21 protein-coding genes are annotated in these 25860 nt (G+C 71.3%); 12 read left to right on the top strand and 9 right to left on the bottom strand.

Annotated features, from left to right (window positions below; all coding sequences use genetic code 11):
- Positions 1–41: 41 nt before the first annotated feature.
- The 4 genes from ACFYXB_RS07710 (at position 42) to ACFYXB_RS07695 (ending at position 4890) form a co-directional block, all read left to right on the top strand.
- Positions 42–1352, top strand: a complete 1311-nt coding sequence (locus ACFYXB_RS07710; protein WP_389579525.1) for a DUF692 domain-containing protein — start codon at positions 42–44, stop codon at positions 1350–1352.
- Between the two features lie 101 nt (positions 1353–1453).
- A complete protein-coding gene (locus ACFYXB_RS07705) occupies positions 1454–2224 on the top strand; it encodes a DUF4142 domain-containing protein (RefSeq protein ID WP_389578879.1) in 771 nt (256 codons plus the stop codon).
- A 96-nt stretch (positions 2225–2320) separates the two neighbouring features.
- Positions 2321–3106: a TIGR04222 domain-containing membrane protein gene (locus ACFYXB_RS07700; RefSeq protein ID WP_388502697.1), complete on the top strand. Its 786-nt coding sequence runs from the start codon at positions 2321–2323 to the stop codon at positions 3104–3106.
- Between the two features lie 134 nt (positions 3107–3240).
- Positions 3241–4890: an alpha/beta hydrolase gene (locus tag ACFYXB_RS07695; protein ID WP_389578876.1), complete on the top strand. Its 1650-nt coding sequence runs from the start codon at positions 3241–3243 to the stop codon at positions 4888–4890.
- Positions 4891–5031: 141 nt separating this feature from the next.
- Here ACFYXB_RS07695 and hemQ read toward each other — a convergent pair whose 3' ends face one another.
- Together hemQ and hemG are read right to left on the bottom strand one after the other, a co-directional pair.
- Positions 5032–5763 carry a hydrogen peroxide-dependent heme synthase gene (gene hemQ, locus ACFYXB_RS07690; RefSeq protein ID WP_351350662.1) on the bottom strand — a complete coding sequence of 244 codons (732 nt, stop codon included), beginning with the start codon at positions 5761–5763 and terminating at the stop codon, positions 5032–5034.
- Positions 5764–5768: 5 nt separating this feature from the next.
- Complete coding sequence (gene hemG, locus ACFYXB_RS07685; RefSeq protein ID WP_389578873.1) at positions 5769–7223, bottom strand: protoporphyrinogen oxidase; 1455 nt, start codon at positions 7221–7223, stop codon at positions 5769–5771.
- Positions 7224–7384: 161 nt separating this feature from the next.
- On the opposite strand from hemG, the gene ACFYXB_RS07680 reads away from it, so the two are divergent.
- The 3 genes from ACFYXB_RS07680 to ACFYXB_RS07670 are packed head-to-tail and all read left to right on the top strand — an operon-like array spanning position 7385 to position 10694.
- Positions 7385–8365, top strand: coding sequence for a DUF4349 domain-containing protein (locus ACFYXB_RS07680; protein WP_389578870.1), 981 nt, complete (start codon positions 7385–7387; stop codon positions 8363–8365).
- Positions 8366–8402: 37 nt separating this feature from the next.
- Positions 8403–9812: an FAD-dependent oxidoreductase gene (locus tag ACFYXB_RS07675; RefSeq protein WP_389578867.1), complete on the top strand. Its 1410-nt coding sequence runs from the start codon at positions 8403–8405 to the stop codon at positions 9810–9812.
- A 57-nt stretch (positions 9813–9869) separates the two neighbouring features.
- Positions 9870–10694 carry a rhomboid family intramembrane serine protease gene (locus ACFYXB_RS07670; RefSeq protein ID WP_389578865.1) on the top strand — a complete coding sequence of 275 codons (825 nt, stop codon included), beginning with the start codon at positions 9870–9872 and terminating at the stop codon, positions 10692–10694.
- 3 nt (positions 10695–10697) lie between these two features.
- Here the strand turns inward: ACFYXB_RS07670 and hemE are convergent, their stop codons facing one another.
- The gene (hemE, locus tag ACFYXB_RS07665) at positions 10698–11765 is read right to left on the bottom strand and encodes a uroporphyrinogen decarboxylase (RefSeq protein ID WP_389578862.1); all 1068 of its coding nucleotides are present in this window, start codon (positions 11763–11765) and stop codon (positions 10698–10700) included.
- Positions 11766–11861: 96 nt separating this feature from the next.
- Between hemE and ACFYXB_RS07660 the strand changes: the two genes are divergently transcribed.
- The 5 genes from ACFYXB_RS07660 to ACFYXB_RS07640 all read left to right on the top strand — a co-directional run bounded on the left by ACFYXB_RS07660 (position 11862) and on the right by ACFYXB_RS07640 (position 18795).
- Entirely contained in the window at positions 11862–12539 is a 678-nt protein-coding gene (locus tag ACFYXB_RS07660; RefSeq protein ID WP_389578860.1) for a DUF3000 domain-containing protein, read from the top strand.
- 268 nt (positions 12540–12807) lie between these two features.
- On the top strand, positions 12808–13470 hold the full coding sequence (locus ACFYXB_RS07655) for a response regulator transcription factor (protein ID WP_351350650.1): 663 nt from the start codon (positions 12808–12810) through the stop codon (positions 13468–13470).
- Positions 13471–13593: 123 nt separating this feature from the next.
- Positions 13594–14883, top strand: a complete 1290-nt coding sequence (locus tag ACFYXB_RS07650) for a ribonuclease D (RefSeq protein ID WP_389578858.1) — start codon at positions 13594–13596, stop codon at positions 14881–14883.
- A 568-nt stretch (positions 14884–15451) separates the two neighbouring features.
- On the top strand, positions 15452–16669 hold the full coding sequence (locus ACFYXB_RS07645; RefSeq protein WP_351350646.1) for an acetyl-CoA C-acyltransferase: 1218 nt from the start codon (positions 15452–15454) through the stop codon (positions 16667–16669).
- Complete coding sequence (locus ACFYXB_RS07640) at positions 16666–18795, top strand: 3-hydroxyacyl-CoA dehydrogenase NAD-binding domain-containing protein (protein ID WP_389578856.1); 2130 nt, start codon at positions 16666–16668, stop codon at positions 18793–18795. The genes ACFYXB_RS07645 and ACFYXB_RS07640 overlap by 4 nt, the downstream gene beginning before the upstream one ends.
- A gap of 62 nt (positions 18796–18857) precedes the next feature.
- On the opposite strand, the gene ACFYXB_RS07635 is transcribed toward ACFYXB_RS07640, so the two are convergent.
- The 6 genes from ACFYXB_RS07635 to ACFYXB_RS07610 are packed head-to-tail and all read right to left on the bottom strand — an operon-like array spanning position 18858 to position 25748.
- Entirely contained in the window at positions 18858–19238 is a 381-nt protein-coding gene (locus tag ACFYXB_RS07635; protein WP_351350696.1) for a hypothetical protein, read from the bottom strand.
- Positions 19239–19248: 10 nt separating this feature from the next.
- Positions 19249–20265 (bottom strand): hypothetical protein, encoded by a 1017-nt coding sequence (locus tag ACFYXB_RS07630; RefSeq protein ID WP_389578854.1) that lies wholly within the window; start codon positions 20263–20265, stop codon positions 19249–19251.
- 53 nt (positions 20266–20318) lie between these two features.
- The gene (locus tag ACFYXB_RS07625; protein WP_389578852.1) at positions 20319–21374 is read right to left on the bottom strand and encodes an NlpC/P60 family protein; all 1056 of its coding nucleotides are present in this window, start codon (positions 21372–21374) and stop codon (positions 20319–20321) included.
- A gap of 37 nt (positions 21375–21411) precedes the next feature.
- Positions 21412–21894, bottom strand: a complete 483-nt coding sequence (locus ACFYXB_RS07620) for a poly-gamma-glutamate biosynthesis protein PgsC/CapC (protein WP_389578850.1) — start codon at positions 21892–21894, stop codon at positions 21412–21414.
- Entirely contained in the window at positions 21891–23486 is a 1596-nt protein-coding gene (pgsB, locus tag ACFYXB_RS07615; protein ID WP_389578847.1) for a poly-gamma-glutamate synthase PgsB, read from the bottom strand. Before pgsB ends, ACFYXB_RS07620 begins: the two co-directional genes overlap by 4 nt.
- A gap of 6 nt (positions 23487–23492) precedes the next feature.
- The gene (locus tag ACFYXB_RS07610; protein WP_389578845.1) at positions 23493–25748 is read right to left on the bottom strand and encodes a HAMP domain-containing protein; all 2256 of its coding nucleotides are present in this window, start codon (positions 25746–25748) and stop codon (positions 23493–23495) included.
- Between the last annotated feature and the right edge of the window lie 112 nt (positions 25749–25860).

Below are 25860 nucleotides of genomic sequence, written 5' to 3'. Positions count from 1 at the left end.
ACGCCACGGCGGCGGCAGTGCGGCACGGAGGGGGACGCGTGATGGTGCGACTGGGGACGGGGATCGGCTGGCGGCCGGAGATCGCGGACGCCGTGGAGCGCATGCCCGGGATCGACTGGGTCGAGGTCGTGGCGGAGAACGTGTGTCCGGGGCATCTGCCCGAGTCGTTGCTGCGGCTGCGCGAACGCGGTGTGACCGTCGTCCCGCACGGCGTCTCGCTGGGCCTCGGCGGCGCGGACCGGCCCGACCCGGGGCGGCTGAGCGCCCTCGGCGAGCGGGCGGCGGCCCTGAAGTCTCCGCTGGTCACCGAGCACATCGCGTTCGTCCGGGCGGGCGGACCGCTGACCGCGTCCCCGCGCCTCGAGGCGGGTCATCTGCTGCCCGTCCCGCGCACCCGGGACGCCCTCGACGTGCTGTGCGAGAACGTGCGCGTCGCCCAGGACGCGCTGCCCGTGCCGCTCGCGCTGGAGAACATCGCCGCGCTGATCGCCTGGCCCGGCGAGGAGCTGACCGAGGGGCAGTTCCTGTACGAGCTGGCCGAGCGGACCGGCGTACGGCTGCTCATCGACGTGGCGAACCTGCACACCAACCACGTCAACCGCGGCGAGGACCCGGCCAAGGCGCTCGCCGAACTGCCGCTGGAGGCCCTCGCGTACGTCCATGTCGCGGGCGGCGTCGAACGGGACGGCGTGTGGCACGACAGCCACGCCCACCCCGTCCCGCGCCCGGTCCTCGACATCCTGACCGACCTCGCCGCACGGGTCTCCCCGCCCGGGGTACTGCTGGAACGGGACGAGAACTTCCCCGAACCGACCGAGCTGGAGCGGGAGTTGGGCGCGATACGGAAGGCCGTGACCAAGGGTGCCGCGAGGCGGCCGGGCGCGGCCGCGGCGGACATCGGCTCCACGCCAAAGCCTGCTGTGACGGTGACCGAGGGCCGCCGCGAGCACGTCGCCCTCGCGCAGACCGCCGTACTGTCCGCGCTCGTCGCCGGGACGCCCGTGCCGGAGGGCTTCGACCGGGTCCGGATGGGCGTGCAGGCGCGGGCGCTCGCCGCCAAGCGGGCCGACGTGGTGGCCAAGGTCGCGCCCGAACTGCCCGAGATCCTGGGCGAGCGGTACCGTCCGGCGTTCCTCGGATACGCCCAGGGCCACCCGATGACCGGGGGCTACCGCCGGGACGCGCTGGACTTCGCCGGGCATCTGCTGTTCACGGCACCGGGCGAGGAGCCCGCCGTGCACCGGGAGTTGCGGGCGTGGTGGCTGGAGCGGTCGGGCCCGGCGCCCCGGTCGCGCAGGCCGGTCGTGCGGGCCGCCCGCGCCGCGCGCCGGGTGCTGCTGCACAGGGGGTGAGGAGGTCGGGTGCGGACTGCGCAGTAATATGCCAACCCCGCACCCACTCGAACCACCCATTCGAACCACCCTGGCGTGCGGTGCCGTAAGCAGGAGGCACCATGCGACCGCGCTCCCCGATCAAGGGCCGAGGCATACTCAGCGGCACAGGACTCATCATCACGGCCCTGGCCGCGACCCTCGCGGCGCTGATCTTCCCGATCTGGTCGTACGCCGACCGGTCCGGGACCGGCGCCGACGTGCTGAGCGACCGGACCGTGACGACGCCGTACGGCCCGCTGTCCGCGCAGGACCGCGACTTCGTCACCCGGGTCCGGCTGGCCGGGCTCTGGGAACTGCCCGCGGGCGAGCTGGCGGAGCAGAAGGGCACGAGCGCGGCCGTACGGACGGCCGGACAGCATCTGATCGACGGGCACACCTCGCTGGACGCGCATGTGCGCACGGTCGCCGAGCGGCTCGGTGTGGCGCTGCCCAACGAGCCCAACGAGCAGCAGAAGCAGTGGCTGGCCACGCTGAACTCGGCGCGGGGGCCGGACTTCGACCGGCAGTTCGCGAACATCCTGCGGCTCGCGCACGGGAAGGTGTTCTCCGTGGTCGCCCAGGTCCGCGCGGGCACCCAGAACTCACTCGTGCGCGGCCTCGCCGACGACGCCAACTCCACCGTCCTCGACCACATCAAGATCCTGGAGGCGACGGGATACGTCGACTTCGCCCGGCTGGCCCGGGACTTGACCGCGACCGCCGCACCGCCCACCGGCGCCCCCGTGCCGAGCGTCGACCCGGCGTCGGCGATCCCGGTCACGCCCTCCGCGTCCCCGACCTACCCGCTCCCGCCGGCCGCCTCCAGCCCACCACCGGCGAACAGCCCCTGAACCGCGGGCGAATCGGAACACCACGCACGGGCAACTCTGCGTCCGGATGGTGAACAGGGCATGGCGTTTCCCACGCTTCCGGCATAGAAACACGTCATGTTCTGGGTCCTCCTCCTGCTGCTGGCCTGGGCCGTCGCCGGCACGGCGTGCACGCGGCTGTGCCTGGCCGCCGTACGCGCGGCGGCCGTCGAGACGCACGACACGGACGCGGGCCGCGAGCACGATCTGACGCTGTACGAGGCGGCGTTCCTGTCCGGCGGGCCCGCGCGGGTCGCCGATCTCACCCTGGTCTCCATGGCGCGTCAGCGGCGGCTGCTGCTCGCGCACACCGGCTGGGCGACCGTCGTCGACCCGAAGGGCCGGGACGAGATGGAGCGGTCGGTGATAGGGGCGATCGGCCCCGAGGGGCAGTCCCGCATCGAGCCGGTGCGCTCCGCGACGGCGGGCGCCGATGCCGTACGGCGCCTCGCCGACGGGCTGGTGAGGGCGGGGCTCGCGGTGCCCGACGTGGCCCGTACGACCGTCGCGGCCGGGGTGCGTCAGGTGCGGGCCGCTGCCGTCGGCGTGCCGGCGCTGGGCGTGGCCGCGCTGCTGCTGCCCGCTCACAGCGAGATGCCGCGCGATCTGATCGCCCTGTGGTTCGCACTGCCGCTCACCCTGGCCCTGAGCTGCCTCGCCATCGCCCGCGTCGAGGCGCAGCCGTACGCGCGCTGGGCTTCGCCGGCCGGGCAGCGGCTGCTCGGCGCGCTGACGCGGCGCACCGCCGGCGCCGGGGACGAGCGTACGTATCTCACCTCCGTCGCCGTACGCGGCATCCGCGCGGTCGGCGAGCCCGAACTGCGGGCCGCGTTCGCCAACCGGGACGCGTACTGGTCCGAGTGAGGGCGGCCCGAGGGGCGCATCGGGGGCATTGGCGCCGACACCGGCCGGATGGTGCTTGCCTTCGTCAACAGGCGAACGAAACATCCCTTTTGTTGCTGCAGTGTCCGTGCTGCCGTGCACCGAAGGGAAACGCGATGAGAGCTGCCGCCCTCTACTCGGCCGCCGGGTCCTTGCTCCTGACCACTCTGGCCGCGGCCCCGGCCGGCGGCGCGCCCGCCGCTCCTGGGGCAGTGGCCGCCGAGGTGCGCGGTACCGCTGTCGCCGCTGCCCGGGCGCGGGCGGCCGGTGTCGACTTCGGGAAGTGTCCGGCCGCGGAGCACGCGCCGGGCACGCTGAGCTGCGGAACGGTGCGCGTCCCGCTGGACTACGCGCATCCCGACGGCAAGCAGATCGAACTGACCGTCAGCCGGATGCGGGCCACCCACAAGGACCCGCAGAACAGCAAGCGCAAGGTGCCCCGGCGGGGCGCCCTCGTCTACAACCCGGGCGGACCGGGCGCCTCCGGCATGTACTTCCCGCTGATCGGCGCGATGCCGGAGTGGAAGCGGATCGCGGCCGCGTACGACCTCGTCGGCTACGCCCCGCGCGGGGTGGGCCACTCGGCGCCGCTGTCCTGCCAGGACCCCAAACGCTTCTTCAAGGGGCCCTCGCAGGCGCCGGCGCACCCCTCGGAGTCGTACAAGAAGGACCGCCTCGCGCAGGCGCAGGCGTACGCGCGCGGCTGCGCCAAGCGGTCCGGGAGCGGGCTCGGGTACTACAACACCCTCAACAACGCACGTGACCTGGACGTCCTGCGCGCTGCACTGGGCGAGGAGAAGCTGACGTTCATGGGCGCGTCGTACGGCACCTACCTCGGGTCCGTGTACGCGTCGCTGTTCCCCTCGCACGTACGGCGCATGGTGCTGGACTCGGCGGTCAATCCCGACCCCGGGCAGATCTGGTACCGCAACAACCTGGGACAGTCGGCCGCCTTCGAGGGCCGCTGGGTCGACTTCCGCGAGTGGATGGCCCGGCACGACGGCGTGTACGGCCTCGGTGGCACGGCCGAGAAGGTATTGCGCAGCTACGAGAAGGCGAGCCGCCGGCTCGCCGCCGAGCCGGCGGGTGGCAAGGTCGGGCCGGGGCAGTTGCAGGCCGCGTTCCTGACGGCCGGGTACTACGACGACTTCTGGCCGAGCCGTGCAGCGGCGCTGTCGGCGTATCTGAAGGGCGATCCGAAACCGCTGGTCGCGGTGGCGGGGCCGACACCGGAGACGGCCACCGAGGACGAGAACAGCAGCGCGGTCTACACGGCCGTCGAGTGCAACGACGCGCCCTGGCCGACGGACTGGGCGGTGTGGAACCGCGACAACACACGGCTCGCGCGGGTGGCGCCGTTCGAGACCTGGGACAACGTGTGGATGAACCTGCCCTGCGCCTACTGGAAGGCCAAGCGGCAGCGGCCCGTCGACGTGCGGACCGGGCCCGGTGAGCTGCCGCCGACGCTGATCCTGGCGGCGGAGCGGGACGCGGCGACGCCGTACGACGGGGCACTGGAGATGAACCGCCGGCTGGCCGGTTCGGTGCTGGTGACCGAGCGGGACGCGGGCACGCACGGCGTCGCCGGCGGGCCGAACAAGTGCGTGAACGCCCACCTGGACGCCTACCTGCTGGAGGGCCGCCTCCCGGTGCGGCACGCGTCCTGCGCACCGCACCCGGAGCCGAAGCCCGAGACCCCATCCGGCTCGGCGGACAGCAACCAGCCCCTCAGGGACGCCCTGAAGGGCAAGGCGGACCGGACCTGAGGCCGCGGCCCAGGCGAGGCCGGCGACCAGTTCCACGACGTCCTTACGGCGCCCCGTACTGCATCTCCTGGGGGACGCAGCACCCGATTGCCGCTGCGCGGCGGGCCAGACCCCCGGCCGACCACCGCGCCCCGCGTCCGATCATGCGAGCCCGGCGATCAGCTCGGCGATGTCCTTCCGGCGCCCCGTGAAGAACGGGATCTCCTCGCGGACGTGCATGCGGGCCTCCGAGCCGCGCAGGTGGCGCATGAGGTCGACGATACGATGCAGCTCGTCTGCCTCGAACGCCAGGACCCACTCGTAATCGCCCAGCGAGAACGAGGCGACCGTGTTGGCGCGCACGTCCGGGTAGCCGCGGGCCATCTTGCCGTGGTCGGCGAGCATGCGGCGGCGGTCCTCGTCGGGCAGCAGGTACCAGTCGTAGGAGCGCACGAAGGGGTAGACGCTGATGTAGTTGCGCGGCGTCTCGTCGGCGAGGAACGCCGGGATGTGCGAGCGGTTGAACTCGGCGGGGCGGTGCAGCGCCATGTTCGACCAGACCGGCTCCAGGGCGCGGCCCAGCTTGGTGCGGCGGAAGAGGTTGTACGCCTCCTGCAGCTGGTCCGCGGTCTCCGCGTGCCACCAGATCATCAGGTCGGCGTCGGCGCGCAGCCCGGAGAGATCGTAGGTGCCGCGGACGGTCACGTCCTTGGCGGCGAGCTGGTCGAACAGCTCCTGGACTTCGTCGGCGTAGCCCGCGCGGTCGTCGGGCAGCACGTCCTTCAGCTTGAAGACGGACCACAGCGTGTAGCGGATGACCTCGTTGAGGTCCTTGGCCAGCTTGCCCTTGTTCGGGATCCTGCCGGCCTCGGTGGTGGGGGCGTCGTCACTCATGTCCCTTATTCTCCTGATCCTCCGTGCAGACTCTGCACCGGGTTGGCGGTGAGCTCCTCGACACCGCTGAGATCGCCTCCGAGCTGGTCGACCGCGGCGTACGCGCTTGCGATGCACGCCGGGATGCCGACGCCGTCGTACTGCGCTCCGCACACGGCGAGGCCCGGGAGCTTGGCGACGTGTTCGCGGATGCGGGCCACGCGCGCGTGGTGGCCCACCGGATACTGGGGCAGGCCGTCGGTCCAGCGGACGACGCGGGTCTCCAGGGGCTGCGCGTCGAGGCCGGTGGCCGCGCGCAGGTCGTGCCGGGAGACGTCGACCAGCTCCGCGTCCTCGCGGCCGAGGATCTCCGTCTCGCCGTAGCGCCCCACGGAGGTGCGCAGCACGACGACGTCCGGGTCCTCGTCTGCTATCCAGCCCCATTTCCGGGAGGCGAATGTCGACGCCTTGATCGTGCGCCCGTCGACCGGCGGAACGAGGAAGCCGCTGCCCTCGGGGAGGTCGGTGTCGGCGCGGCGGTAGGCGAGGGTGACCAGGGCCATGGAGGCGTACTCGACGGTGCGCAGCTCGGCGGCGGCCTCGGGGGACTCGGCGTCCAGCAGCCGGGCCGCGGCCGGGGCGGGGACGGCGACGACCACGGCGTCCGCGTGCAGCACCCGGTCACCGGCGACCACCCGCCAGCCCGCACCGGCCTCCCGGCGCAGGTCGGTCACCGGCGTCCCGGTCAGGATCTCGCCGCCGCGCGCACGCACCGACTCCGCGACGGCGAGCGGGAGTTGACCCACGCCGCCCTCGATGCCCATGAACACCGGGCCGGTCTGCCGGCCCGCCTCGGCCTTGGCCTGGATGTCGCGGACGGCCTCGGTGAGGGAGGCGTGGGTGCGCGCGGCCTGGAAGAGCTGGGGGACGGCCGAGCGCATCGAGATGCGGTACGCGTCACCCGCGTAGACCCCGCCCAGAAGGGGCTCGACGAGACGGTCGACGACCTCGCGGCCGAGGCGGGCCGCCACATACTCCCCCACCGCCACGTCGTCGCCGACCTCCGTGCGGGGCAGGTCGGCGTCGCGCTCGATACGGGCGAGTCCCTCGTCGGACAGGACGCCGGAGAGAGCGGCCGCGGTGCCCGGTACGCCCATCACATGCCCCTTGGGCATGGGGCGCAGGGCGTCGCGGGTCCAGATCGAGGCCGTCGCGGTGGCCGGCGGCTGGAGCCGGTCGGCCAGGCCCACCTCACGGGCCAGGGCCACGGCCTCGGGACGGCGCGCCAGCATCGACTCGGCGCCCAGGTCGACCCGCACGCCCGCGATCTCGCCGGGCAGCAGCTTTCCGCCGACCCGGTCCGATGCCTCGAGAACGGTCACGCGCGCCCCGCGCCCGAGCAGCCGGTGGGCGGCCGCCAGCCCGGAGACGCCGGCTCCGATGACGACGACATGGCCCGTGACCGTTGGTGATCCGCTCATGGCTCCACCTTCTCAGACACCACCGACAGCCGCGCCAGGGCCGTGTGGCCCCATCGCGTTGTGACCGTGACCTCATCGGAACCGTTTCCGGCCAACGTCCCGCCCCGCGCAGGCGTCGAAGGAGCGTCAGTCGTCACGACGACCCTCGGGGGTACCTCACGATGCACGCACGACATTCCCTGCGACCCGTTCACGCCATGGCCGGGATCCTGCTCGCCGCCTCGCTCACGCTCGCCGGGTGCAGCGGCGGGAACGACACCGCGAGCTCCAGCTCCGACAAGGCCGCCGCGGGCAGCGCCGCCCAGCAGGAGGGCGACGGCAGCGTGGACACGGCGGGCGCCGCGGACAGCGCGGGCGGCAAGGCGAAGGGCGGCCCGGCCCAGCGGGCGCCGAAGCTCACCACGAACAGCATCATCCGCACCGCCTCCCTGACCGTGCAGGTCAAGGACGTGCCCAAGGCGCTGGACACGGCCCGTGTCACAGCCGAGAACGCGGGCGGGTTCGTCGGCCAGGAGAACACCCGCCGGGACGCGGCGGGGCACGAGAGCACCCAGGTCGTCCTGCGCGTGCCGACCGAGCGGTACGACGAGGTCCTCGCCGATCTCCAGGGCACGGGCAAGCTGATCAACCGCACCGCCCGGGCCGAGGACGTCACCGACCAGGTCGTGGACGTGGACAGCCGCATCAAGTCGCAGCGGGCCAGCGTCGCCCGGATCCGCGAGCTGATGGACCGGGCGACCAAGCTCAGTGACGTGGTCACGCTGGAAGGGGAGTTGAGCAGTCGCGAGGCCGATCTGGAGGCGCTGCTCGCCCAGCAGGCGTCCCTGAAGGACCGCACCAGCCTGGCCACCATCACCCTGTCGTTGACCGAGACACCGGTGAAGAAGGCCGCGAAGGACGAGTCCCCGGGCTTCCTGGACGCCGTGTCCGGTGGCTGGGACGTCTTCGTCACGATGCTGCGCTGGATCGCCCTGGCCCTGGGTGCGGTGCTGCCCTTCGCCGCGCTCGCGGCGCTGCTCGTGCTGTTGTGGCTGCGGGTCGTACGGCCGCGCCTGGCGCACCGCGCCGGGCCCGCTCCGGCGACTCCGGCGACTGCGGCGCCGCAGGTCCCTGCGGGGGGCGCGCCCGGCGAGGAGGGCTGACCAGGCCCGAAATGCCCCGTGCCCGTAGCGTGTTCGCATGAGCGTGAGCGTGAACATGAGCGGTGGACGGGGCCCGGCGGAACGACTGGTCGTGATCGGCGGCGACGCCGCGGGGATGTCCGCGGCGTCGCAGGCGCGCCGGATGCGGGGCCCCGACGAGTTGGAGATCGTGGCGTTCGAGCGCGGGCACTTCAGCTCCTTCTCGGCGTGCGGCATCCCGTACTGGGTGGGCGGTGACGTCCCCGAGCGCGACCAGCTGATCGCCCGTTTTCCCGAGGAGCACCGCGCGCGGGACATCGATCTGCGCATGCGCACGGAGGTCACGGAGATCGACGTGGACCGGCAGCGGGTACGCGCGCGTGACGTCGATTCCGGCGCCGAGTCCTGGACGCCGTACGACAAGCTCGTGATCGCGACGGGCGCTCGCCCGATCCGCCCCGACATGCCCGGCGCGGACGCGCCCGGATTGCACGGTGTGCAGACGCTGGACGACGGCCAGGCACTTCTCGACTCGCTGGCACGCACGCGTGGCCGTCGCGCGGTCGTCGTGGGCGCGGGTTACATCGGCGTGGAGATGGCCGAGGCGCTCATCAAGCGCGGTTACGAGGTGACGGTCGTCAACCGCGGCAAGGAGCCGATGTCCACGCTCGACCCCGACATGGGGCGCCTGGTGCACCGGGCCATGTCGGGCATGGGCATCAACATGGTCGACGACGCCACGGTCACCAAGGTGCTCACCGGCCCGGACGGACAGGTTCGCGCGGTGGTGACGGAGGACGTCGAGTACCCCGCCGACGTGGTCGTGCTCGGCATCGGCGTCCGCCCCGAGACGTCCCTGGCCAGGGCGGCGGGCCTCCCCCTCGGCGCCCACGGCGGTCTGCTCACCGACCTCGCGATGCGCGTGCGCGGCCACGAGAACATCTGGGCCGGCGGTGACTGCGTCGAGGTTCTCGACCTGGTCTCGGGCCAGGAGCGGCACATCGCGCTCGGCACGCACGCCAACAAGCACGGGCAGGTCATCGGCATGAACGTGGGCGGCGGTTACGCCACGTTCCCGGGGGTGGTCGGCACGGCGGTGAGCAAGGTCTGCGACCTGGAGATCGCCCGCACGGGCCTGCGCGAGAAGGACGCGCGCCGGGTGGGCCTCCAGTACGAGACGGTCACCATCGAGTCGACCACGCGCGCGGGCTACTACCCCGGCGCGTCCCTCATGACGGTCAAGATGCTCGCCGAACGCCGCACGGGCCGGCTGCTGGGCGTCCAGATCGTGGGCCGGGAGGGCGCGGCGAAACGCGTCGACATCGCGGCGGTGGCACTGACCGCCCGCATGACGGTGGAGGAGATGACGACCCTGGACCTGGGCTATGCGCCCCCGTTCTCCCCGGTGTGGGACCCGGTGTTGGTGGCGGCACGCAAGGCGGCGACGAAAGTACGCGCCACTGCATGACCCGGCAATGACGCAGCATCCCCGATTCACAAGCTGCTCCCGGGGCACTACTCCTACGTGGTGATCCCCGTCCATGACGTGAACCCGGTACGTCGCACCCCCTGGGTGACGTACGCGCTCATCGTCGCCAACGTGCTCGTGTTCCTGTTCACGCCGGGGCTGGCCGGGTCCGTGGCCGGGGACAGCAGCCTGGCGCAGTTCTGTCATCTCCAGGCGTTCATGGACCACTACGCGGCGGTGCCCAGGGAGCTGATCCACGATCAGCTGCCCCGGGTGGTACCGACGGGCGAGGTGGGAGTCGGTGTCGGGGGTCCGGGGTGTGTCATCGGACCGCCCGATTACGACAAGTCCCCGCCCCTGTCGGTGTTCACGGCGATGTTCCTGCACGGCAGCTGGCTGCATCTGCTGGGCAACATGCTGTTCCTGCTGATCTTCGGCAACAACGTCGAGGACCGGATGGGACACATCCGGTACTTCCTCTTCTACGTCGTCTGCGGCTACGCGGCCGGGTACGGCTTCGCGCTGCTCAACGACACCTCGGGCGACCCGCTGATCGGCGCGTCCGGGGCGATCGCCGGGGTGCTGGGCGCCTATCTGGTGCTGTATCCGAGAGCCAGGGTGTGGGTCCTGGTCCCGTTCCTGATCTTCCTGCCGCTGCGGCTGCCGGCCTGGCTGGTGCTGGGCTTCTGGTTCGTACTCCAGGCCGTGTACTCGTCCGGCCACGGAGTCTCCGGCGCCGGCACCGTGGCGTACTCGGCGCACATCGTGGGCTTTGTCGTCGGCATGCTGCTGGTGCTGCCCCTGCGCCCGGGCACCCCACCGCCGCCGGAGCCGCGCAACCTGCTGTTCGGCAGACAGGCCCGGCCCCGGCACACCTGGTGAGGGTCAGCGGGCGGTGTGCGTGTGCACGTGCTCCACGAGCCGGGTGAGGGCGTCCGGGTCGGTGGCGGGCAGCACACCGTGGCCGAGGTTGAAGACGTGGCCCTCCAGACCGGCGGCCCCTTCGAGCACCTCGCGCGTCTTGGCCTCGACGGCCTCGGTGGTGGAGAACAGGACCGTCGGGTCGAGGTTGCCCTGGAGCGCCTTGCCGGGGCCGACGCGGCGGGCGGCCTCGTCGAGCGGGACGCGCCAGTCGACGCCGACGACGTCCGCGCCTGCCTCGCCCATCAGGTTCAGCAACTCGCCGGTGCCGACCCCGAAGTGGATGCGCGGGACGCCGTACCCGGCGACGGCCTCGAAGACCTTCGCGGAGGCCGGCATCACCGAGCGGCGGTAGTCGGCGGGGGCCAGCGCGCCCACCCAGGAGTCGAACAGCTGGACCGCGCTCGCGCCCGCCTCGATCTGCACCTTGAGGAACGCGGCCGTGATGTCGGCGAGACGGTCGAGCAGGTCGGCCCACAGCTCGGGGTCGCCGTACATCATCGCCTTGGCGTTCTCGTACGTCCGCGACGGGCCGCCCTCGACGAGATAGCTCGCGAGGGTGAACGGGGCGCCGGCGAAGCCGATGAGCGGGGTCGGGCCCAGCTCGAGGGTGAGCAGACCGATGGCCTCGGTGACGTACGAGACGTCCTCGGGGGTCAGGTCGCGCAGCCGGGCCAGATCGGCGCGGGTGCGGACCGGGCGCTCGACGACCGGGCCGACGCCGGGCTTGATGTCGAGGTCGATGCCGATGGCCTTGAGGGGGACGACGATGTCGCTGAAGTAGATCGCCGCGTCCACGTTGTGCCGGCGCACCGGCTGCAGCGTGATCTCGGCGACCAGCTCGGGCCGCATGCAGGACTCCAGCATCGGGATGCCCTCGCGCACCTTGCGGTACTCCGGCAGCGAGCGCCCGGCCTGCCGCATGAACCACACCGGCGTGTGCGGCACCGGCTCACGCCTGCACGCCCTGAGGAACGCGGAGTCGTACGTGGCTGTCGGCGGCTGGCCCGTGGGGCTGGGGTTGGCACTCACGTCCGCCAGTCTCCCACGGCGCCGAAGCCGACCTGACCGCACCCTTGGTGGTGTCTCTCCCTGCGCGGAGCCCCCGTTCCCCTTAACCTTCCCCGCATGGCTGCGGCTCAGGGACGACTGTCGGACGGCGCTGGCGGAATGGACGACGCGAAGGAGGCGGGGGAGGCGGAGCGGCGTACGGACAGTACGGCCCCGCCGGCCTTCCGGGCTGCGGTCGAGGCGTTGCGGAACGCGCGGCTGCGGCCGCAGATCGAGGTCGATCCGACACCCGCTCCCCAGCGGCTCGCCCCCTTCGCGTACGCGCTGGAGGCGGCGGTCGTCGACGGTGACCAGGACCTGGCCGACGGCCGGCTGATCCTGCTGCACGAACCGGCCGGGCACGACGCCTGGCGGGGCACCTTCCGGCTGGTGACGCTGGTGCGCGCCGAGCTGGAGGCGGAGATGGCGGCCGATCCGCTGCTGCCCGAGGTGTGCTGGTCGTGGCTGACCGGCGCGCTGCAGGCGCGTGGGCTGTCGTACGGCGAGCCGAGCGGGACCGTCACGCGCGCGAGCTCGCACTACTTCGGCGGGCTGTCCGAGCGCCCGGCCGCCTCGCAGATCGAGATCCGTGCCTCCTGGACGCCCCGCGAGAGCCTGGGCGAGGTACCGGACACCGCGGCCCACCTCGCCTCGTGGTGCGATCTGCTCGCCCAGGTCGCGGGCCTTCCGCCGGCCGCTCCGGGGGACGCGTCGGTGGTGTCCCTGCCGCAGCGCAGGGATCCCCAGTCGCGCTGACCGGCTCCGCCGCCGGATTGATCATCATCTCGTTGACCATCTCTTTGTCGATACGGCCACTTTCGATCCCGTAAGCGAATCCGGGTGAACCGACTCGATCTTCGGATGATCGATCGCGTGTCCGAATTGCACGGAATGTTCTCACTAGATCGTGATCATTTTCTAAAGGCGGACGGGTTTGATGCCGAAGACGACTGTGACCTTGAAAGCACGGTTCGTCCCGGCTTCATCCCCAGAGCCGGCCCCGTCCCGCACCCCAGGAGGCCTGGTGTCCGTTCTCCTCGAGCAGCCCGCAAGCCTGGTCGCCTACCGCCCGAACAAGCCGACCGCCATGGTGGTCGTGGCCGACCCCCGCGTCCGCTCCACCGTCACCCGCCATCTGTGGGCGCTCGGTGTGCGCGACGTGATCGAGGCCTCGTCCGTCGCGGAGGCTCGTCCCCGCATCGGCAACCCCCGAGACATCTGCGTCGCCGACGTCCACCTGCCGGACGGTTCCGGCCTGACCCTCCTGTCCGAGACCCGAGCCGCGGGCTGGCCCAACGGCCTGGCGCTGTCCGCCGCCGACGACATCGGTGCCGTACGCAACGCCCTCGCCGGCGGGGTCAAGGGCTACGTCGTCACCGGCACCCGCACCAACATCGGGCTCCCCACCCGGCCGGGCGCCGCCCCCATCGGCTCGGCCGCCGCCCGTATGCACCGCCGCCCCCCGGGTACCCCGAGCCACCCGGGTGGCTACCGAGAACTGTCCGGCCGTGAGGTCGAGGTACTGCGACTGGTCGCGGAGGGCCAGTCGAACAAGGCGATCGGCGTCTCGATGGGCCTGTCCGCCCTGACCGTCAAGAGCCACCTCGCCCGCATCGCCCGCAAGCTCGGCACCGGTGACCGGGCCGGTATGGTCGCCGTGGCCCTGCGGACCGGGATCATCCACTGAAGGGTGATCGTTCACTCATGTGAACGAGTGCTTTCACCGGCCTGACTGGTTTACGACCCCCCAGCGCCCGTCGACGGAACGTTACGTCGACGGGCGCTGTCCACACACAGATACTCTTGACAGGTGACCGACGCCCAAGAGACCGCAGCAGACACGCCCCTGCGAACCACCGGAGAAACCCCTCCGGACGACGGCGGAACCTCTGTGGCACAGGCGCCGACCCCTTTGCTCGAACCGCGTGAGGGCATTCCGCCCGTGATCGCCGACGAGGCCGCCCTGGCCGATGTGATCGCCGCCTTCGCCGCCGGCTCCGGCCCCGTCGCCGTCGACGCCGAGCGCGCCTCCGGATATCGCTACGGCCAGCGCGCCTATCTGGTGCAGCTGCGCCGCGAGGGCGCCGGCTCCGCACTGATCGACCCGGTCGCCTGCCCCGACCTGTCCGCCCTGGGCGAGGCGCTGTCCGGTGTCGAGTGGGTGCTGCACGCGGCCACGCAGGATCTGCCCTGTCTGCGCGAGATAGGCATGCTGCCGACCCGGCTGTTCGACACGGAACTGGCCGGGCGGCTCGCCGGGTTCCCCCGTGTCGGTCTCGGCGCGATGGTCGAGAGCGTCCTCGGCTTCGTCCTCGAGAAGGGCCACTCGGCCGTCGACTGGTCGACCCGCCCGCTGCCCGAGCCCTGGCTGCGCTACGCCGCGCTCGACGTCGAACTCCTCGTCGACCTGCGCGACGCGCTGGAGAAGGAGCTGGACCGGCAGGGCAAGCTGGAGTGGGCCCGGCAGGAGTTCCACGCGATCGCGTCCGCCCCGCCGGCCGAGCCCCGCAAGGACCCCTGGCGCCGTACGTCCGGTATGCACAAGGTGCGCCGGCGCCGGCAGCTCGCCGTGGTGCGGGAGCTGTGGGAGACCAGGGACCGGATCGCCCAGCGGCGGGACGTGTCTCCGGGCAAGGTGCTCTCCGATGCGGCGATCGTGGAGGCGGCGCTCGCACTTCCGGCCACCGTGCATGCGCTGGCGGCGCTGAACGGGTTCGGACACCGGACGGGACGGCGGCAGCTGGAGCAGTGGCAGGCGGCGGTGGACCGGGCGAAGGCCTTGCCCGAGGTCGGGCTGCCCCAGCCGGGGCAGCCGGTTGCGGGGCCGCCGCCGCCGCGGGCCTGGGCCGACAAGGATCCTGTTGCGGCGGCTCGGTTGTCGGCGGCCCGCTCCGCGGTGTCTGCCTTGGCTGAGGAATTGAACATGCCGCAGGAGAATTTGATCGCTCCTGACACGGTTCGGCGGGTTTGTTGGGAGCCGCCGAAGGTTGTCGATGCGGAGACCGTCGCGGCGGCGTTGGCGGGGTACGGGGCTCGGCCTTGGCAGGTTGAGCTGGTCACGCCAGTGTTGGTTGAGGCGCTGTCTGCGAAGGACGCCTAGGGCCTGTCCGGCGGATCAGGTCGCAGAGAAGCGACGGTGCCAAATCAGCCCAGGTGAGCGGGGACGATGGGGGTCCCCCCGCTCGAGCGCAGTCGAGAGTGGGGGAGCGTGCAGCTGCAAGGCGGAGGAGGGCGTCGACGCGATGGGGGTCCCCCGCGCGAGCGAAGCCGAGCGTGGGGGAGTCGGCAACCGACGACAACGCCGCTGGGGCCGCCCCCTCTGCGGGAGGGCGTGCCAGGCCCCGCGTCTGCGGCATGATCCGCCGGACAGGCCCTAGTCGCCATTGCGGATTCGGCGTACGGCGGGTGCGGGTTTCGTCGTGGTTGCTCGCGCCCATGCGGCGGAGCCGCATATTGATACAGCCCCGCGCCCCTTCAGGGCGCGCTGCCTCGGCGGCATCCAAATGGGACCGTCTAGATCGCGCCAAGATCCTGGGGTCTTCCGGTGTGACGTTCGCCGCTCCCGGCCCCCGGGGTGGGCAGCTACGTTACTCGTAAGTAGCATGGGGTCTGAGCGCGCGCTCAGCGTGCCGCAGCAGTGCCATCCCGCACCCTGGAGGAGAGCCATCGTGCCTCGTACCGTCAGGGACGTCGTTTTCGTCGACGGCGTCCGCACCCCGTTCGGCAAGGCGGGTCCGAAGGGCATCTACCACGAGACTCGCGCCGACGACCTCGTCGTGAAGGCGATCCGGGAGCTGCTGCGCCGCAACCCCGGTCTGGACCCGAAGAAGATCGACGAGGTCGCCATCGCCGCGACCACGCAGATCGGTGACCAGGGTCTGACCCTGGGCCGCACCGCCGGCATCCTCGCGGGTCTGCCGACTTCCGTGCCCGGGTACTCGATCGACCGTATGTGTGCCGGTGCGCTGACCGCCGTGACCACCACGGCCGGTTCGATCGCGTTCGGCGCGTACGACGCCGTCATCGCCGGTGGTGTCGAGCACATGGGCCGCCACCCGATGGGCGAGGGCGTGGACCCGAACCCGCGGTTCGTCAGCGAGAAGCTGGTCGACGAGTCTGCCCTGTTCATGGGCATGACCGCCGAGAACCTGCACGACCGCTACCCGCACATCACCAAGCTGCGCGCCGACGAGTACGCGGTGCGCTCGCAGGAGAAGGCCGCCAAGGCGTACGCCAACGGCAAGATCCAGCAGGACCTGGTGCCGATCTCGGTGCGCCGCACCAACCCGGAGGCCGGCGAGACCGGTTGGGGTCTGGTCACCGCCGACGAGCCGATGCGTCCGGGGACCACCCTGGAGAACCTGTCGGGTCTGAAGACGCCGTTCCGCGTCCACGGGCGGGTCACCGCCGGTAACGCCGCCGGTCTCAACGACGGTGCCACCGCCTCGATCATCGCCTCCGAGGACTTCGCGCGAGAGAACGGCCTGCCGGTCAAGATGCGCCTCGTCTCCTACGCCTTCGTCGGCGTCGAGCCGGAGGTCATGGGCTACGGCCCGATCCCGGCCACGGAGAAGGCCCTCGCCAAGGCCGGTCTGTCGATCGAGGACATCAACCTCTTCGAGATCAACGAGGCCTTCGCCGTGCAGGTGCTGGCCTTCCTCGACCACTACGGCATCGCGGACGACGACGAGCGCGTCAACCAGTACGGCGGCGCCATCGCCTTCGGCCACCCGCTCGCCTCGTCGGGCGTGCGTCTGATGACGCAACTGGCCCGCCAGTTCGAGGAGCAGCCGAACGTCCGCTACGGCCTGACCACCATGTGCGTCGGCTTCGGCATGGGCGCGACGGTCATCTGGGAGAACCCGCACTTCGAGGGGGACAAGTGAGCACCACCGCTGAGCTGTTGAAGGACGCGGCCGAGCTGTTCCCCGACGAGGTCGTGACGTCCGCGCACGTACGCCACCTCGATCTGCCGTTCGGTGCCGGGCGTTTCGCGCTCATCACCCTGGACAACGGCCTCGACCACACCAAGCCGACCACCTTCGGCCCGGCCTCGCTCGCGAACCTCAACACCGCGATCGACCAGGTCGAGAAGGAGGCCGCGGCCGGGGAGATCGTCGGCGTCGGTGTCACCGGCAAGCCGTTCATCTTCGCGGTCGGCGCCGACCTCAAGGGCGTCGAGCTGCTGAAGGAGCACGAGCACGCGCTCGCCATCGGCAAGGGCGGCCACGAGGTCTTCAAGCGCCTCGCGGGCCTCGCGGTCCCGACCTTCGCGTACTACAACGGTGCCGCGATGGGCGGCGGCGTCGAGGTCGGCCTGCACTGCTCCTACCGGACCGTCTCCAAGGCGATCCCGGCGTTCTCCCTGCCCGAGGTGTTCCTGGGCCTCGTCCCGGGCTGGGGCGGCTGCACGCTGCTGCCGAACCTGATCGGCGCGGACAAGGCCGTCTCGGTCATCATCGAGAACAGCCTCAACCAGAACAAGCAGCTCAAGGGCCAGCAGGTCTTCGACCTGGGCATCGCCGACGCCATCTTCGAGGGCGCCGACTTCCTGGAGCAGTCGCTGATCTGGACGGCGAACGTCCTCAAGGGCGACCTCCAGGTCGAGCGCCCGGTCATCGACCGCGGCGAGGGCTGGGACCAGGCCGTCGCCAAGGGCCGGTTCATCGCCGACAGCAAGGTGCACGGCGCCGCTCCGGCCGCCTACCGCGCGCTGGACATCATCGCCGCCGCCAAGAACGGCGACCTCCAGCAGGGCTACGACGCCGAGGACGTCGCGCTCGCCGACCTGATCATGGGCGGCGAACTGCGCGCCGGCATCTACGCGTTCAACCTCGTGCAGAAGCGCGGCAAGCGTCCGGCCGGTGCGCCCGACAAGTCGCTGGCGCGTCCGGTCACCAAGGTCGGTGTCGTCGGCGCCGGTCTCATGGCCTCTCAGCTCGCGCTGCTCTTCCTGCGCCGCCTCGAGGTGCCGGTCGTACTCACCGACATCGACCAGGAGCGCGTCGACAAGGGCGTGGGCTACGTCCACGGCGAGATCGACAAGCTGCTCGGCAAGGGCCGTATCAACCAGGACAAGGCCAATCGCCTCAAGGCGCTTGTGACCGGTGTGCTGGACAAGGCCGAGGGCTTCTCCGACGCCGACTTCGTCATCGAGGCCGTCTTCGAGGAGATCGGCGTCAAGCAGCAGGTGTTCGCGGAGGTCGAGGCGGTCGCCCCGGCGCACGCGATCCTCGCCACCAACACCTCCTCGCTGTCGGTGACGGAGATGGCGTCGAAGCTGAAGAACCCCGAGCGGGTCGTGGGCTTCCACTTCTTCAACCCCGTCGCGATCCTCCCGCTGCTCGAGATCGTGCGCGGCGAGCAGACGGACGACGCCTCGCTGGCCACGGCGTTCGCCGTCGCCAAGAAGCTGAAGAAGACCGCGGTCCTGGTGAAGGACGCCCCGGCGTTCGTCGTCAACCGCATCCTCACCCGCTTCATGGGCGAGATCCAGAACGTCATCGACGAGGGCACCCCGGTCGAGGTCGCCGAGAAGGCCGTCGAGCCGCTCGGTCTGCCGATGTCCCCGCTGGTCCTGCTCGAGCTGGTCGGCCCGGCGATCGGTCTGCACGTCTCGGAGACCCTCAACCGGGCCTTCCCGGACCGCTTCACGGTCTCCCCGAACCTCGCGGCCGTCGTCAAGGCCGGCAAGCGCGGCTTCTACGTCTACGACAGCGGCAAGCCGGAGCTGGACCCCGAGGTCGCCGCGCTGCTGCAGCAGGGCGACGTCGTCCTGACGGAGGAGCAGGTCCGCGCCCGTGTCCTCGACGCGGTGGCGCAGGAGATCGGGCTCATGCTCGACGAGGGCGTCGTCGCTGAGGCCCAGGACATCGACCTCTGCCTCATCACCGGCGCCGGCTGGCCCTTCCACCTCGGCGGCATCACGCCGTACCTGGACCGCGAGGGCGTCTCGGAGCGCGTGAACGGCAAGAAGTTCCTGGCTCCGGGCGTGGCGAGCGTCCCGAAGTAACCCGGTCCGTACCGGCGTACGGTGCCCGGCCCACCCTGTGCGGTGCGCCGGGCACCGGCATGTCAGCGGGCGTCCTCGACGTGGACGACGTGCAGCTCTGTGCCGTCCTCATGCCGCTTGGAGCGGCCGTGGATGCCGACGGCCAGGTGCGAGGAGTCGGCGGGTTCGTCGAGCGGCACGAACGTGACGACGTCCGGGTGGTGCCCGGTCACCAGCCAGCCTTCGCCGCTCTTGAGTTCAAGCACACGGAAGTCGCCGGCCGTCGTGGCGACGTGCACGGGGCCGTACTCCCGCAGGATGTCCTTGGCCTGTTCGGCGAGTTCACCGGCGGGGTTGTCCAGCACCACACAAGTCCCGTGCTCGAAGAGCACCCAGGACTTTCCGGAGTCGGTGAGCAGGCGCCGCCAGGCGTCGACGAGTGTCTCGGTGTCCACGCCCGCCATCATGGCGCACTCACACCTCGCGCCACGCCTCCAGGGCCAGACCGGGCTCGTCCTTGCGTCGGGTCAGCAGGAGGCGGCCCGTGGAGGGGGACAACGTTGCCGCCACCACCCGGTCGTCCTCGTCCACCGCGAGGGACACCGCGGCGTCCGCCGGCAGTTGGGGGCCGGACTCCGACCACCAGGCGCCCGCCGACTCCTGCTCCGTCGGGTACGCGGCGAAGGCGACCCGGCCGCTGGAGGAACGCTGGGCGAGCAACGTGCAGTCGTGGCCGTCGAGTTCGCAGCGGACCGCCGTGACCGGGTCGGGGCCCGCGGAGGCGAGCAGCGCGACGGGCTTGGTGCCGGGGCGCCAGGCGCACAGGTCGCCCGAGTCGTCGGTGTAGAAGAGGGTAGTGCTCTCGGCGGACGTGGCGAGGGCGTGCAGGGTGCCCGGGCGGACCTCGGCCTCCATCGCCTCCTCCAGGACCGGTTGGGCGCCCGGCGCCTCCTGGCGCCAGTGCAGGATGCCGCCCGGCACGGCCGCGTACAGCTCGACGAGACCGGACTCCCCCGTCACCGCGGCCGGTTCCTCCTGGACGTCCCGGCCCTTGAGGTCGCGCCAGGGGTCCCAGCCGCCCTTCTCCTTCTGCGCGACCATGCTGATGCCACCGCCCTTGTTGCGGACGAAGACATGGGCGCGGCCCCGGTCGTCCACCGCGAGGGCGGGCGTGCCTGTGCGGTCGCCCTTCTTGTCGGGGTGGCCGGCCGGGTTCCAGTCCAGGGCGGCCAGCAGCGGGCGGTAGTGCGTGGAATGCACCAGGCCCGACTCGCCCTTCAAAGTGGGCCGCCAAGAGACCAGATGGGCGTAGCCGTCGGCGCCGTGGCCGACGGCGAGGACGGGGTGCAGCTTCTGTTCGCCGCCCACCTTGCGCGGGGCGCTCCAGGGGCCGCCGGGGACGCGCTCCGCCCGGCACAGGACGGCGTCGCCCGAGGGCAGATACACACTGAGCCGGCCGTCGCGGCCGCGTATGAGCCAGTCGCCGTTCACCGGTTCACTCTAAGCCGGTTGCATCCGTCGCCGCGGCTCGCCCCCCGGCCTGGTCACAGCCGCTTGGCACTGCGGAACAGCCCGGCGTAGAAGCCGTTGCCGTCGAGCCGCGAGACACCGCCCTGGTCACCGATGGTGGGGCCGTTCTGTTCCTTTCGGCTGGAGACGAAGACCTTGTGGCCCTCGGTGTCCGGGCCCAGGTAGATCGCGGAGTGGTCCATGTGGTTGCCGGTGCGGTGGTCCATCTTGAAGAACAGCAGATCACCGGGCTGGAGAACGTCGATGTTCTTCGGTCGGACGTACCAGGGGCTCGAGCCCTGGAGTTTGATGATGTCGACACCGACCTTGGAGCGGGCCATGCCGTCGGCGGTGCGCGGCAGCCCGTCGCCCTTGTCGTTGGCGGCCATCAGCGGATAGCGGGCGCGGTAACCGTAGACCAGGCGCAGGTAGCCGGAGCAGTCCACGGATCGCAGACGGTCCTTCTGCGGGTACATCGTGGTGCCGTCCCGGAAGGTGTACGGGATGCCCAGGTAGTCGAAGAAGTCGGTCTGTTCGTACCGGTCCACGCCGTTGGGCTTGTACGGCCCGTAGAACGCCTGGCCCTCGTACTGGACGCCCTGGTCGTCCTTCTTGACCGGTGCACCCGGCGTGTACTGGAAGGCGAACGCGAAGATGTCGTCCTCCTCGCTGCCGTAGTACTGCTTGAACCAGTCCTTGAACCACTGCTGGTTCTCGGCGCCCTTGGTCCAGGGCTCCGGCAGGAGGCGGACCCAGTCGTCGGTGATCACCTTGGTGTTGGTGTTGACCGGTTCGCTGAAGGTCCGCGAGGGGCCCTTGAGCGTGGCGGTGCGGGCGCCGTCCGTGAAGGTGGCGACGACCGCGCCCTTGCTGTCGCGCAGTACCGACCGCGCCGGGTTGTTCAGCCGTTCCCAGGTCTGCTGGCCGGTCGCCTTGCCCGAGTTCCGCAGGGCGCTGTCGTTGATCGTCTGGGCGGCCGGGGCCTTCGCCTGCGCGTCCTTGCGCAGGTCGTACGTGAAGTACGCGCTGCCCGCGAGCAGCGCCAGGACCGTCACCGTATGGACGACGGGGCGGCCTTTGCGCTTCGGCATGGTGAGTGCTCCAGGGGTGCGTCGGGTAGAGACGGGTTCAGGAGGACGGCAGGGCGCCCAGCAGGATGCCGGCGGTCAGGACCACATAGGTGGCCAGGGTGACCGATCCGGTGGACAGCAGCGTCGCGCCCTTGGGCTGGCGGACCAGTTGGTAGCCGATCAGGCCAGGGACGATGAACCCGAGCGTCTGGTTGGCGTACAGCAGCGGGAACTCCATCTGCAGCACGATGATCACGGTGGCCTGGATGAGGACGCCGCTGAGCACCACGGCCGCGAACAGCCGCTTGCCGTACAGGATCACGAAGCGCTGCAGCAGCAGCGTGGTGAGGTAGGTCAGCACGGTCACCCCGACCACCAGCGCGGCCCGCTGCAGATCCTCGATGAGGGTGAGCGCGAGCCAGCCCGGCGTGATCATGCCGCCGGGCGACAGGTTGGTCGTCAGGTAGCACATCAACGAGAACATCAGGCCCAGGCCGATGCCGATCGCGGCGATCTCGGGGGTGAGGACAGAGGGGATCAACGCTGTTCTCCTGGGCTGTGCCACTGCTGGCTGTCGTCGGCGGAGGGCTGGGGACGTGTGCGGGGTTCGAACGGCCCACGGGGCGGGGCCTGTCCGGCGGAGGGACGCGCCTGCGGCACGGCGGAGTGGGGCTGGTCGCCGTGGTACGGCTGCGTCCACGCGTCCTGCGGGTACGCCTGGCCGTTCCCTGCCCGGCTCACCCGCTCCTGCTGCGGATACGGATGTACGGCGTCGCCCTGCAGGGGGATCTGCGGGACGTACGGCTGCTGCGCGTAACGCGACTCGTACGCCTCCGAGTAGCGCTGGTACGGGTCGATGCGGGGCGCGTACAGCTGCATTGTCTCGACGTGCTCGGGCACCGCGGGTGCCGCCCCCGCGCGGCTGGGCGGGGCCACGGGCTCGGCGGCGGAGTCGTCCGGCGGCAGTTCGGCGAGGTGCTCCAGCAGGATCTCGCCCTGGCCGTGGATGTTGCCGATCGCGACCAGCGAGGAGTCCGGGCCGAGCAGCTCGAGGAGCCTGGCCATGAACTCCTCCGGGTCGCGCTTGTCGCCGCCGAGGTCGACGGCGCGCGAGCGGAACTCGGCCGGGATGGCGTCGATGGCGGACTTGGCCGGGTGGCCGATGACGAAGACGCGCTCGGGGTCGAGGTCGGGGATGATCTCGCCCATCTGCCCGTTGCGTTCGACGCGGTCGGGGCGGCAGTTGATGACCACGTTGAGCGGACGGTTGACGGCGCCGAGGTCGAGCAGCTGGTTGATGTTCATCAGCGTCGACTCGGGGTCGTTGGCCGCGAAGACGTTGGCGAACCGCAGCTTCTTCCCCTCGGGCGTCAGATAGCGCTCGACGGAGAGGACACCGGGGTCCGGCGGGGCCTCGTACATCCCCTGCAAAGCCGTCTCCCGGTCGACGCCGAGCAGTTCGGCGACGGTCAGCGCGATGGCCACGTTCTCCTTGAAGGTGAACCAGCTGAAGCCGCGCAGCTCTTCGTCGCTGACCGTTTCGGGATCGGCGTAGACCAGTCGGCAGTTCCGGGCGTCCGCCTCCTCCTGGAGGATGTGGAAGCGGTCCTTCTCGGCCGTGACGCAGATGCCGTCCTCCGGCATCGAGCGGCACAGCGAACGCGCCACGTCGTCCAGGGTGGGGCCCATCTCGGCGAGGTGGTCCTCACGGACGTTGCACAGCACGCCGATCGTGGAGCGGATCAGCTTGGACTGGTTGATCTCCTGCAGGGCCGGCATGACGGCCATGCACTCGATGACGAGCGCGTCCGGCTTGTACGCGGCGGCGCGCCGCACGATGCCGATCTGCTCGACGACGTTGGCGATGCCGAACTTGCGGTAGACGGGCTCCTCGGTGGCGTCCGGGTGGATGAACCGGGCCGCGGTGCCGGTGGTCTTGGCGACGGTCGTCAGGCCGCCGCCGCGCAGGGCACCCGCGCACAGCCGGGTGATGGAGGACTTGCCGCGGATGCCGTTGACCAGGACCCGGGTGGGTATGTGGTCCAGGTTGGTGAAGTGCCGGCGCTGCTCCACGATGCCCGCGAGGAGCAGGATCGCGCAGCCCACCAGCAGCACGGTGTAGAGGAAGAGCACGGGCGATCAGTTCCTTGTGTACTGCTGCGGCGTGGACGGCCGGGGTGGGGTGCGGCGGGGTTGCTGCCGACTCTGGTCCGCCAGCTGCTGCCGGATGAGTTCCAGGGATCGGGTGACGGCCCCGACCTCGTCGTGGTGCTGCGGAAAGAGAACGGTCTTGCGGTCGCCCCCGGCCAGCGCCTCGGCCCGGTCCGCCAGCGTGCGCAGCGGCCGGGCCACCACGATGTGCAGCCAGCCCAGGCAGGCGGCGGCCGCGGTGGCGCCGAGAAGCCCGGCGAGGATGGTGCGGTTCTGGGCTTCGTACCCGGGGATGGCGAGCCGGTCGGCGGACTGCCAGCTGACCACGCTCCAGCCGAGCGACTCGGCGGAGCCGCTGCCGGAGAACGGCGCGGCGGCGGCGATCCGCACCCCGTGCTCGCGATAGAGCACGCCGTTGGGCCGCGCCTTCTTGCCGAGCCGCTGGGCACTGGCCGCGACGAGGTCCTTCAGGTGAGCGTCGGGCAGCGACTGGAAGGCCAGGAAGCCGGTGTTGCCGGCGATGACCCTGCTCTGGTCGTCCACGAGCCGGACCACCCCCAGCCCCGGGCGATTCAGCAGGGCGTTGAGGAACGCGATGCGGAACTCGCCCACCAGGTGGGCGCCGTTGCGGCCGGGTATCTCCGCGGTGGCGACGAGGACGGGCTCCTTGCCGCCGTGGCCCAGCAGCCGGATGGGGGTGCCGGAGACCCGCTTGGACTCGATCACCTGGGGCTTCTTGCCCTCCCGGGCCTGTATCTCGCCGGAGGAGTCGACGACGTAGAGCGAACGGTAGCGCTGGTTCTCGTTGAAGGTGCGTTCCAGCACCTCGCCCATGGCCTCGGGTTCGGTCCGGTCGCCGATCAGGGACGCGACCGACTGCAGGTCGGCGTCGCCCTCGTTGAGCGCGCGGCGCACGCGGTCGCTGAGCGTGTCGGTGCGTTCACGCTGGTCGTCGACGAGCTGCCGGGGTATGACGGTCGTGGTGTCCGCGCGGTTGAACAGGAGCATCAGCGGTGCGGCCCAGGCCAGCAGGAGCACCGCGCAGACTGCGAGGAGGGCTCGGGTGCCCACCCGGCGCAGTCCGCGCGGACGCGGCGGTGGGCCGGAGGTTCCGGCGGCCTGGCCGAGCTGATGTCGCAACTGCTCCAGGGCGTTGCCGATGCGATGCGTCTCACCGTAGCCGGGGACGGTGACGGGCCGGGTCAGGTCGCCCCGGGTGAGCCGGCGGGACTCCAGAAACAGCCGGATGAGCGGGCGTTGCACGGTTCCCAGCAGGACCGCCACGGCCAGTCCGCCGATGACGAGCAGCGCGCCGCCTGCCAGCAGACCGAACACCTGGGAATGGGCACGGGCGGTGTCCTCGGTCACCCTGACCATGGAGACCACGGAGAGGCCGAGCCCGGAGGCCGTGGTGGCCTCGCCGGGCTGGGGCGCGGCCAGCGTGGCGTATCCGGCGACGGACCGGTCGCCCAGCAACCGCTCGCCGAGCAGGCTGCCGCTGACGCCCTGGTAGCCGCCGGTGCCGGGCTCCTTGCTGCTGCGCGGATCCCGCTGCGCCTCGCGGGCCGCACGCCGGGCGAAGTCGTCGAGCTGTTTGCCGGAGGCCGCGATCTCCTTGCGGTCGATGCTGTTGCTCGCCTGCTCGGGTTCGGGGATGCCGTCGCTGCTGAGGATCGCGCCGTCCCGGTCGACCACGGCGATGGAGCGGAACTGGCCGAGGCTGATGCCGGGAAACTTCAGGGTGCTGGAGGCCACCAGCAGGAGTTGCGGCTTGCCCGGCCAGGTCAGCAGCCCGAAGGACAGCAGACGCACCTCGCCGTTCTTCAACTGGACCATGCGTGGGGCCAGTCCGTTCTCGCCGCCGAGGGAGGCCGTGTCCACGGAGGTCAGCGGCACCGTCTCACCGCGGGCCGCGACCAGCTTGCCGGTGCTGATCTCGACGACGGCGGTGCCCATCCACTTCTGGTAGGTGCTGCCGAGTTTGTCGAGGACGGCGTCGCCGGACACCGGCTGCCCGGCGCTGAACAGCGCGGCGGACCGGGTGATGTCGGTGACGGACTCGTCGATGGAGGCGCGCAGTGCGATGGCGCCGTCCTCCGAAAAGTGCTGCTGGGACGTCAGCACGGCCTTCGGTATCCCGCCGTTGTCGACGCGGCCCAGCACGAGTGCCGTGACGGCGGCGAGCGACAACAGGAGCACCGAGAGGACCGCGATCGGCGGGCGGATGCCTCCGATCAGCGACATGTCGGCTCGGCGGCGGGCTCGGTGCTGCCGCGCCGGGGGCGGTGGCGCCAAGGGAGGGTCCTCTCGGGGTGTGCGGGCGACCGGTTCCGCACGGGGAAGCGGGAAGAGCTTT

The organism is Streptomyces sp. NPDC002619, assembly GCF_042889305.1.
Taxonomy (GTDB): Bacteria; Actinomycetota; Actinomycetes; order Streptomycetales; family Streptomycetaceae; genus Streptomyces.
Note: the sequence above shows the minus strand (reverse complement) of the source record. Positions and strands in the feature narration are given on the sequence as shown.

What these genes read in the sequence shown, in the direction of transcription:
- ACFYXB_RS07625 (WP_389578852.1), bottom strand. Translation starts at nt 21,374, where the DNA reads ATGCCGAAGCGCAAAGGCCGCCCCGTCGTCCATACGGTGACGGTCCTG.
- hemQ (WP_351350662.1), bottom strand. Translation starts at nt 5,763, where the DNA reads ATGAGTGACGACGCCCCCACCACCGAGGCCGGCAGGATCCCGAACAAG.
- ACFYXB_RS07700 (WP_388502697.1), top strand. Translation starts at nt 2,321, where the DNA reads ATGTTCTGGGTCCTCCTCCTGCTGCTGGCCTGGGCCGTCGCCGGCACG.
- ACFYXB_RS07660 (WP_389578860.1), top strand. Translation starts at nt 11,862, where the DNA reads ATGGCTGCGGCTCAGGGACGACTGTCGGACGGCGCTGGCGGAATGGAC.
- hemG (WP_389578873.1), bottom strand. Translation starts at nt 7,223, where the DNA reads ATGAGCGGATCACCAACGGTCACGGGCCATGTCGTCGTCATCGGAGCC.
- ACFYXB_RS07675 (WP_389578867.1), top strand. Translation starts at nt 8,403, where the DNA reads ATGAGCGTGAGCGTGAACATGAGCGGTGGACGGGGCCCGGCGGAACGA.
- ACFYXB_RS07610 (WP_389578845.1), bottom strand. Translation starts at nt 25,748, where the DNA reads ATGTCGCTGATCGGAGGCATCCGCCCGCCGATCGCGGTCCTCTCGGTG.
- ACFYXB_RS07680 (WP_389578870.1), top strand. Translation starts at nt 7,385, where the DNA reads ATGCACGCACGACATTCCCTGCGACCCGTTCACGCCATGGCCGGGATC.
- ACFYXB_RS07695 (WP_389578876.1), top strand. Translation starts at nt 3,241, where the DNA reads ATGAGAGCTGCCGCCCTCTACTCGGCCGCCGGGTCCTTGCTCCTGACC.
- ACFYXB_RS07710 (WP_389579525.1), top strand. Translation starts at nt 42, where the DNA reads ATGGTGCGACTGGGGACGGGGATCGGCTGGCGGCCGGAGATCGCGGAC.
- ACFYXB_RS07705 (WP_389578879.1), top strand. Translation starts at nt 1,454, where the DNA reads ATGCGACCGCGCTCCCCGATCAAGGGCCGAGGCATACTCAGCGGCACA.
- ACFYXB_RS07635 (WP_351350696.1), bottom strand. Translation starts at nt 19,238, where the DNA reads ATGGCGGGCGTGGACACCGAGACACTCGTCGACGCCTGGCGGCGCCTG.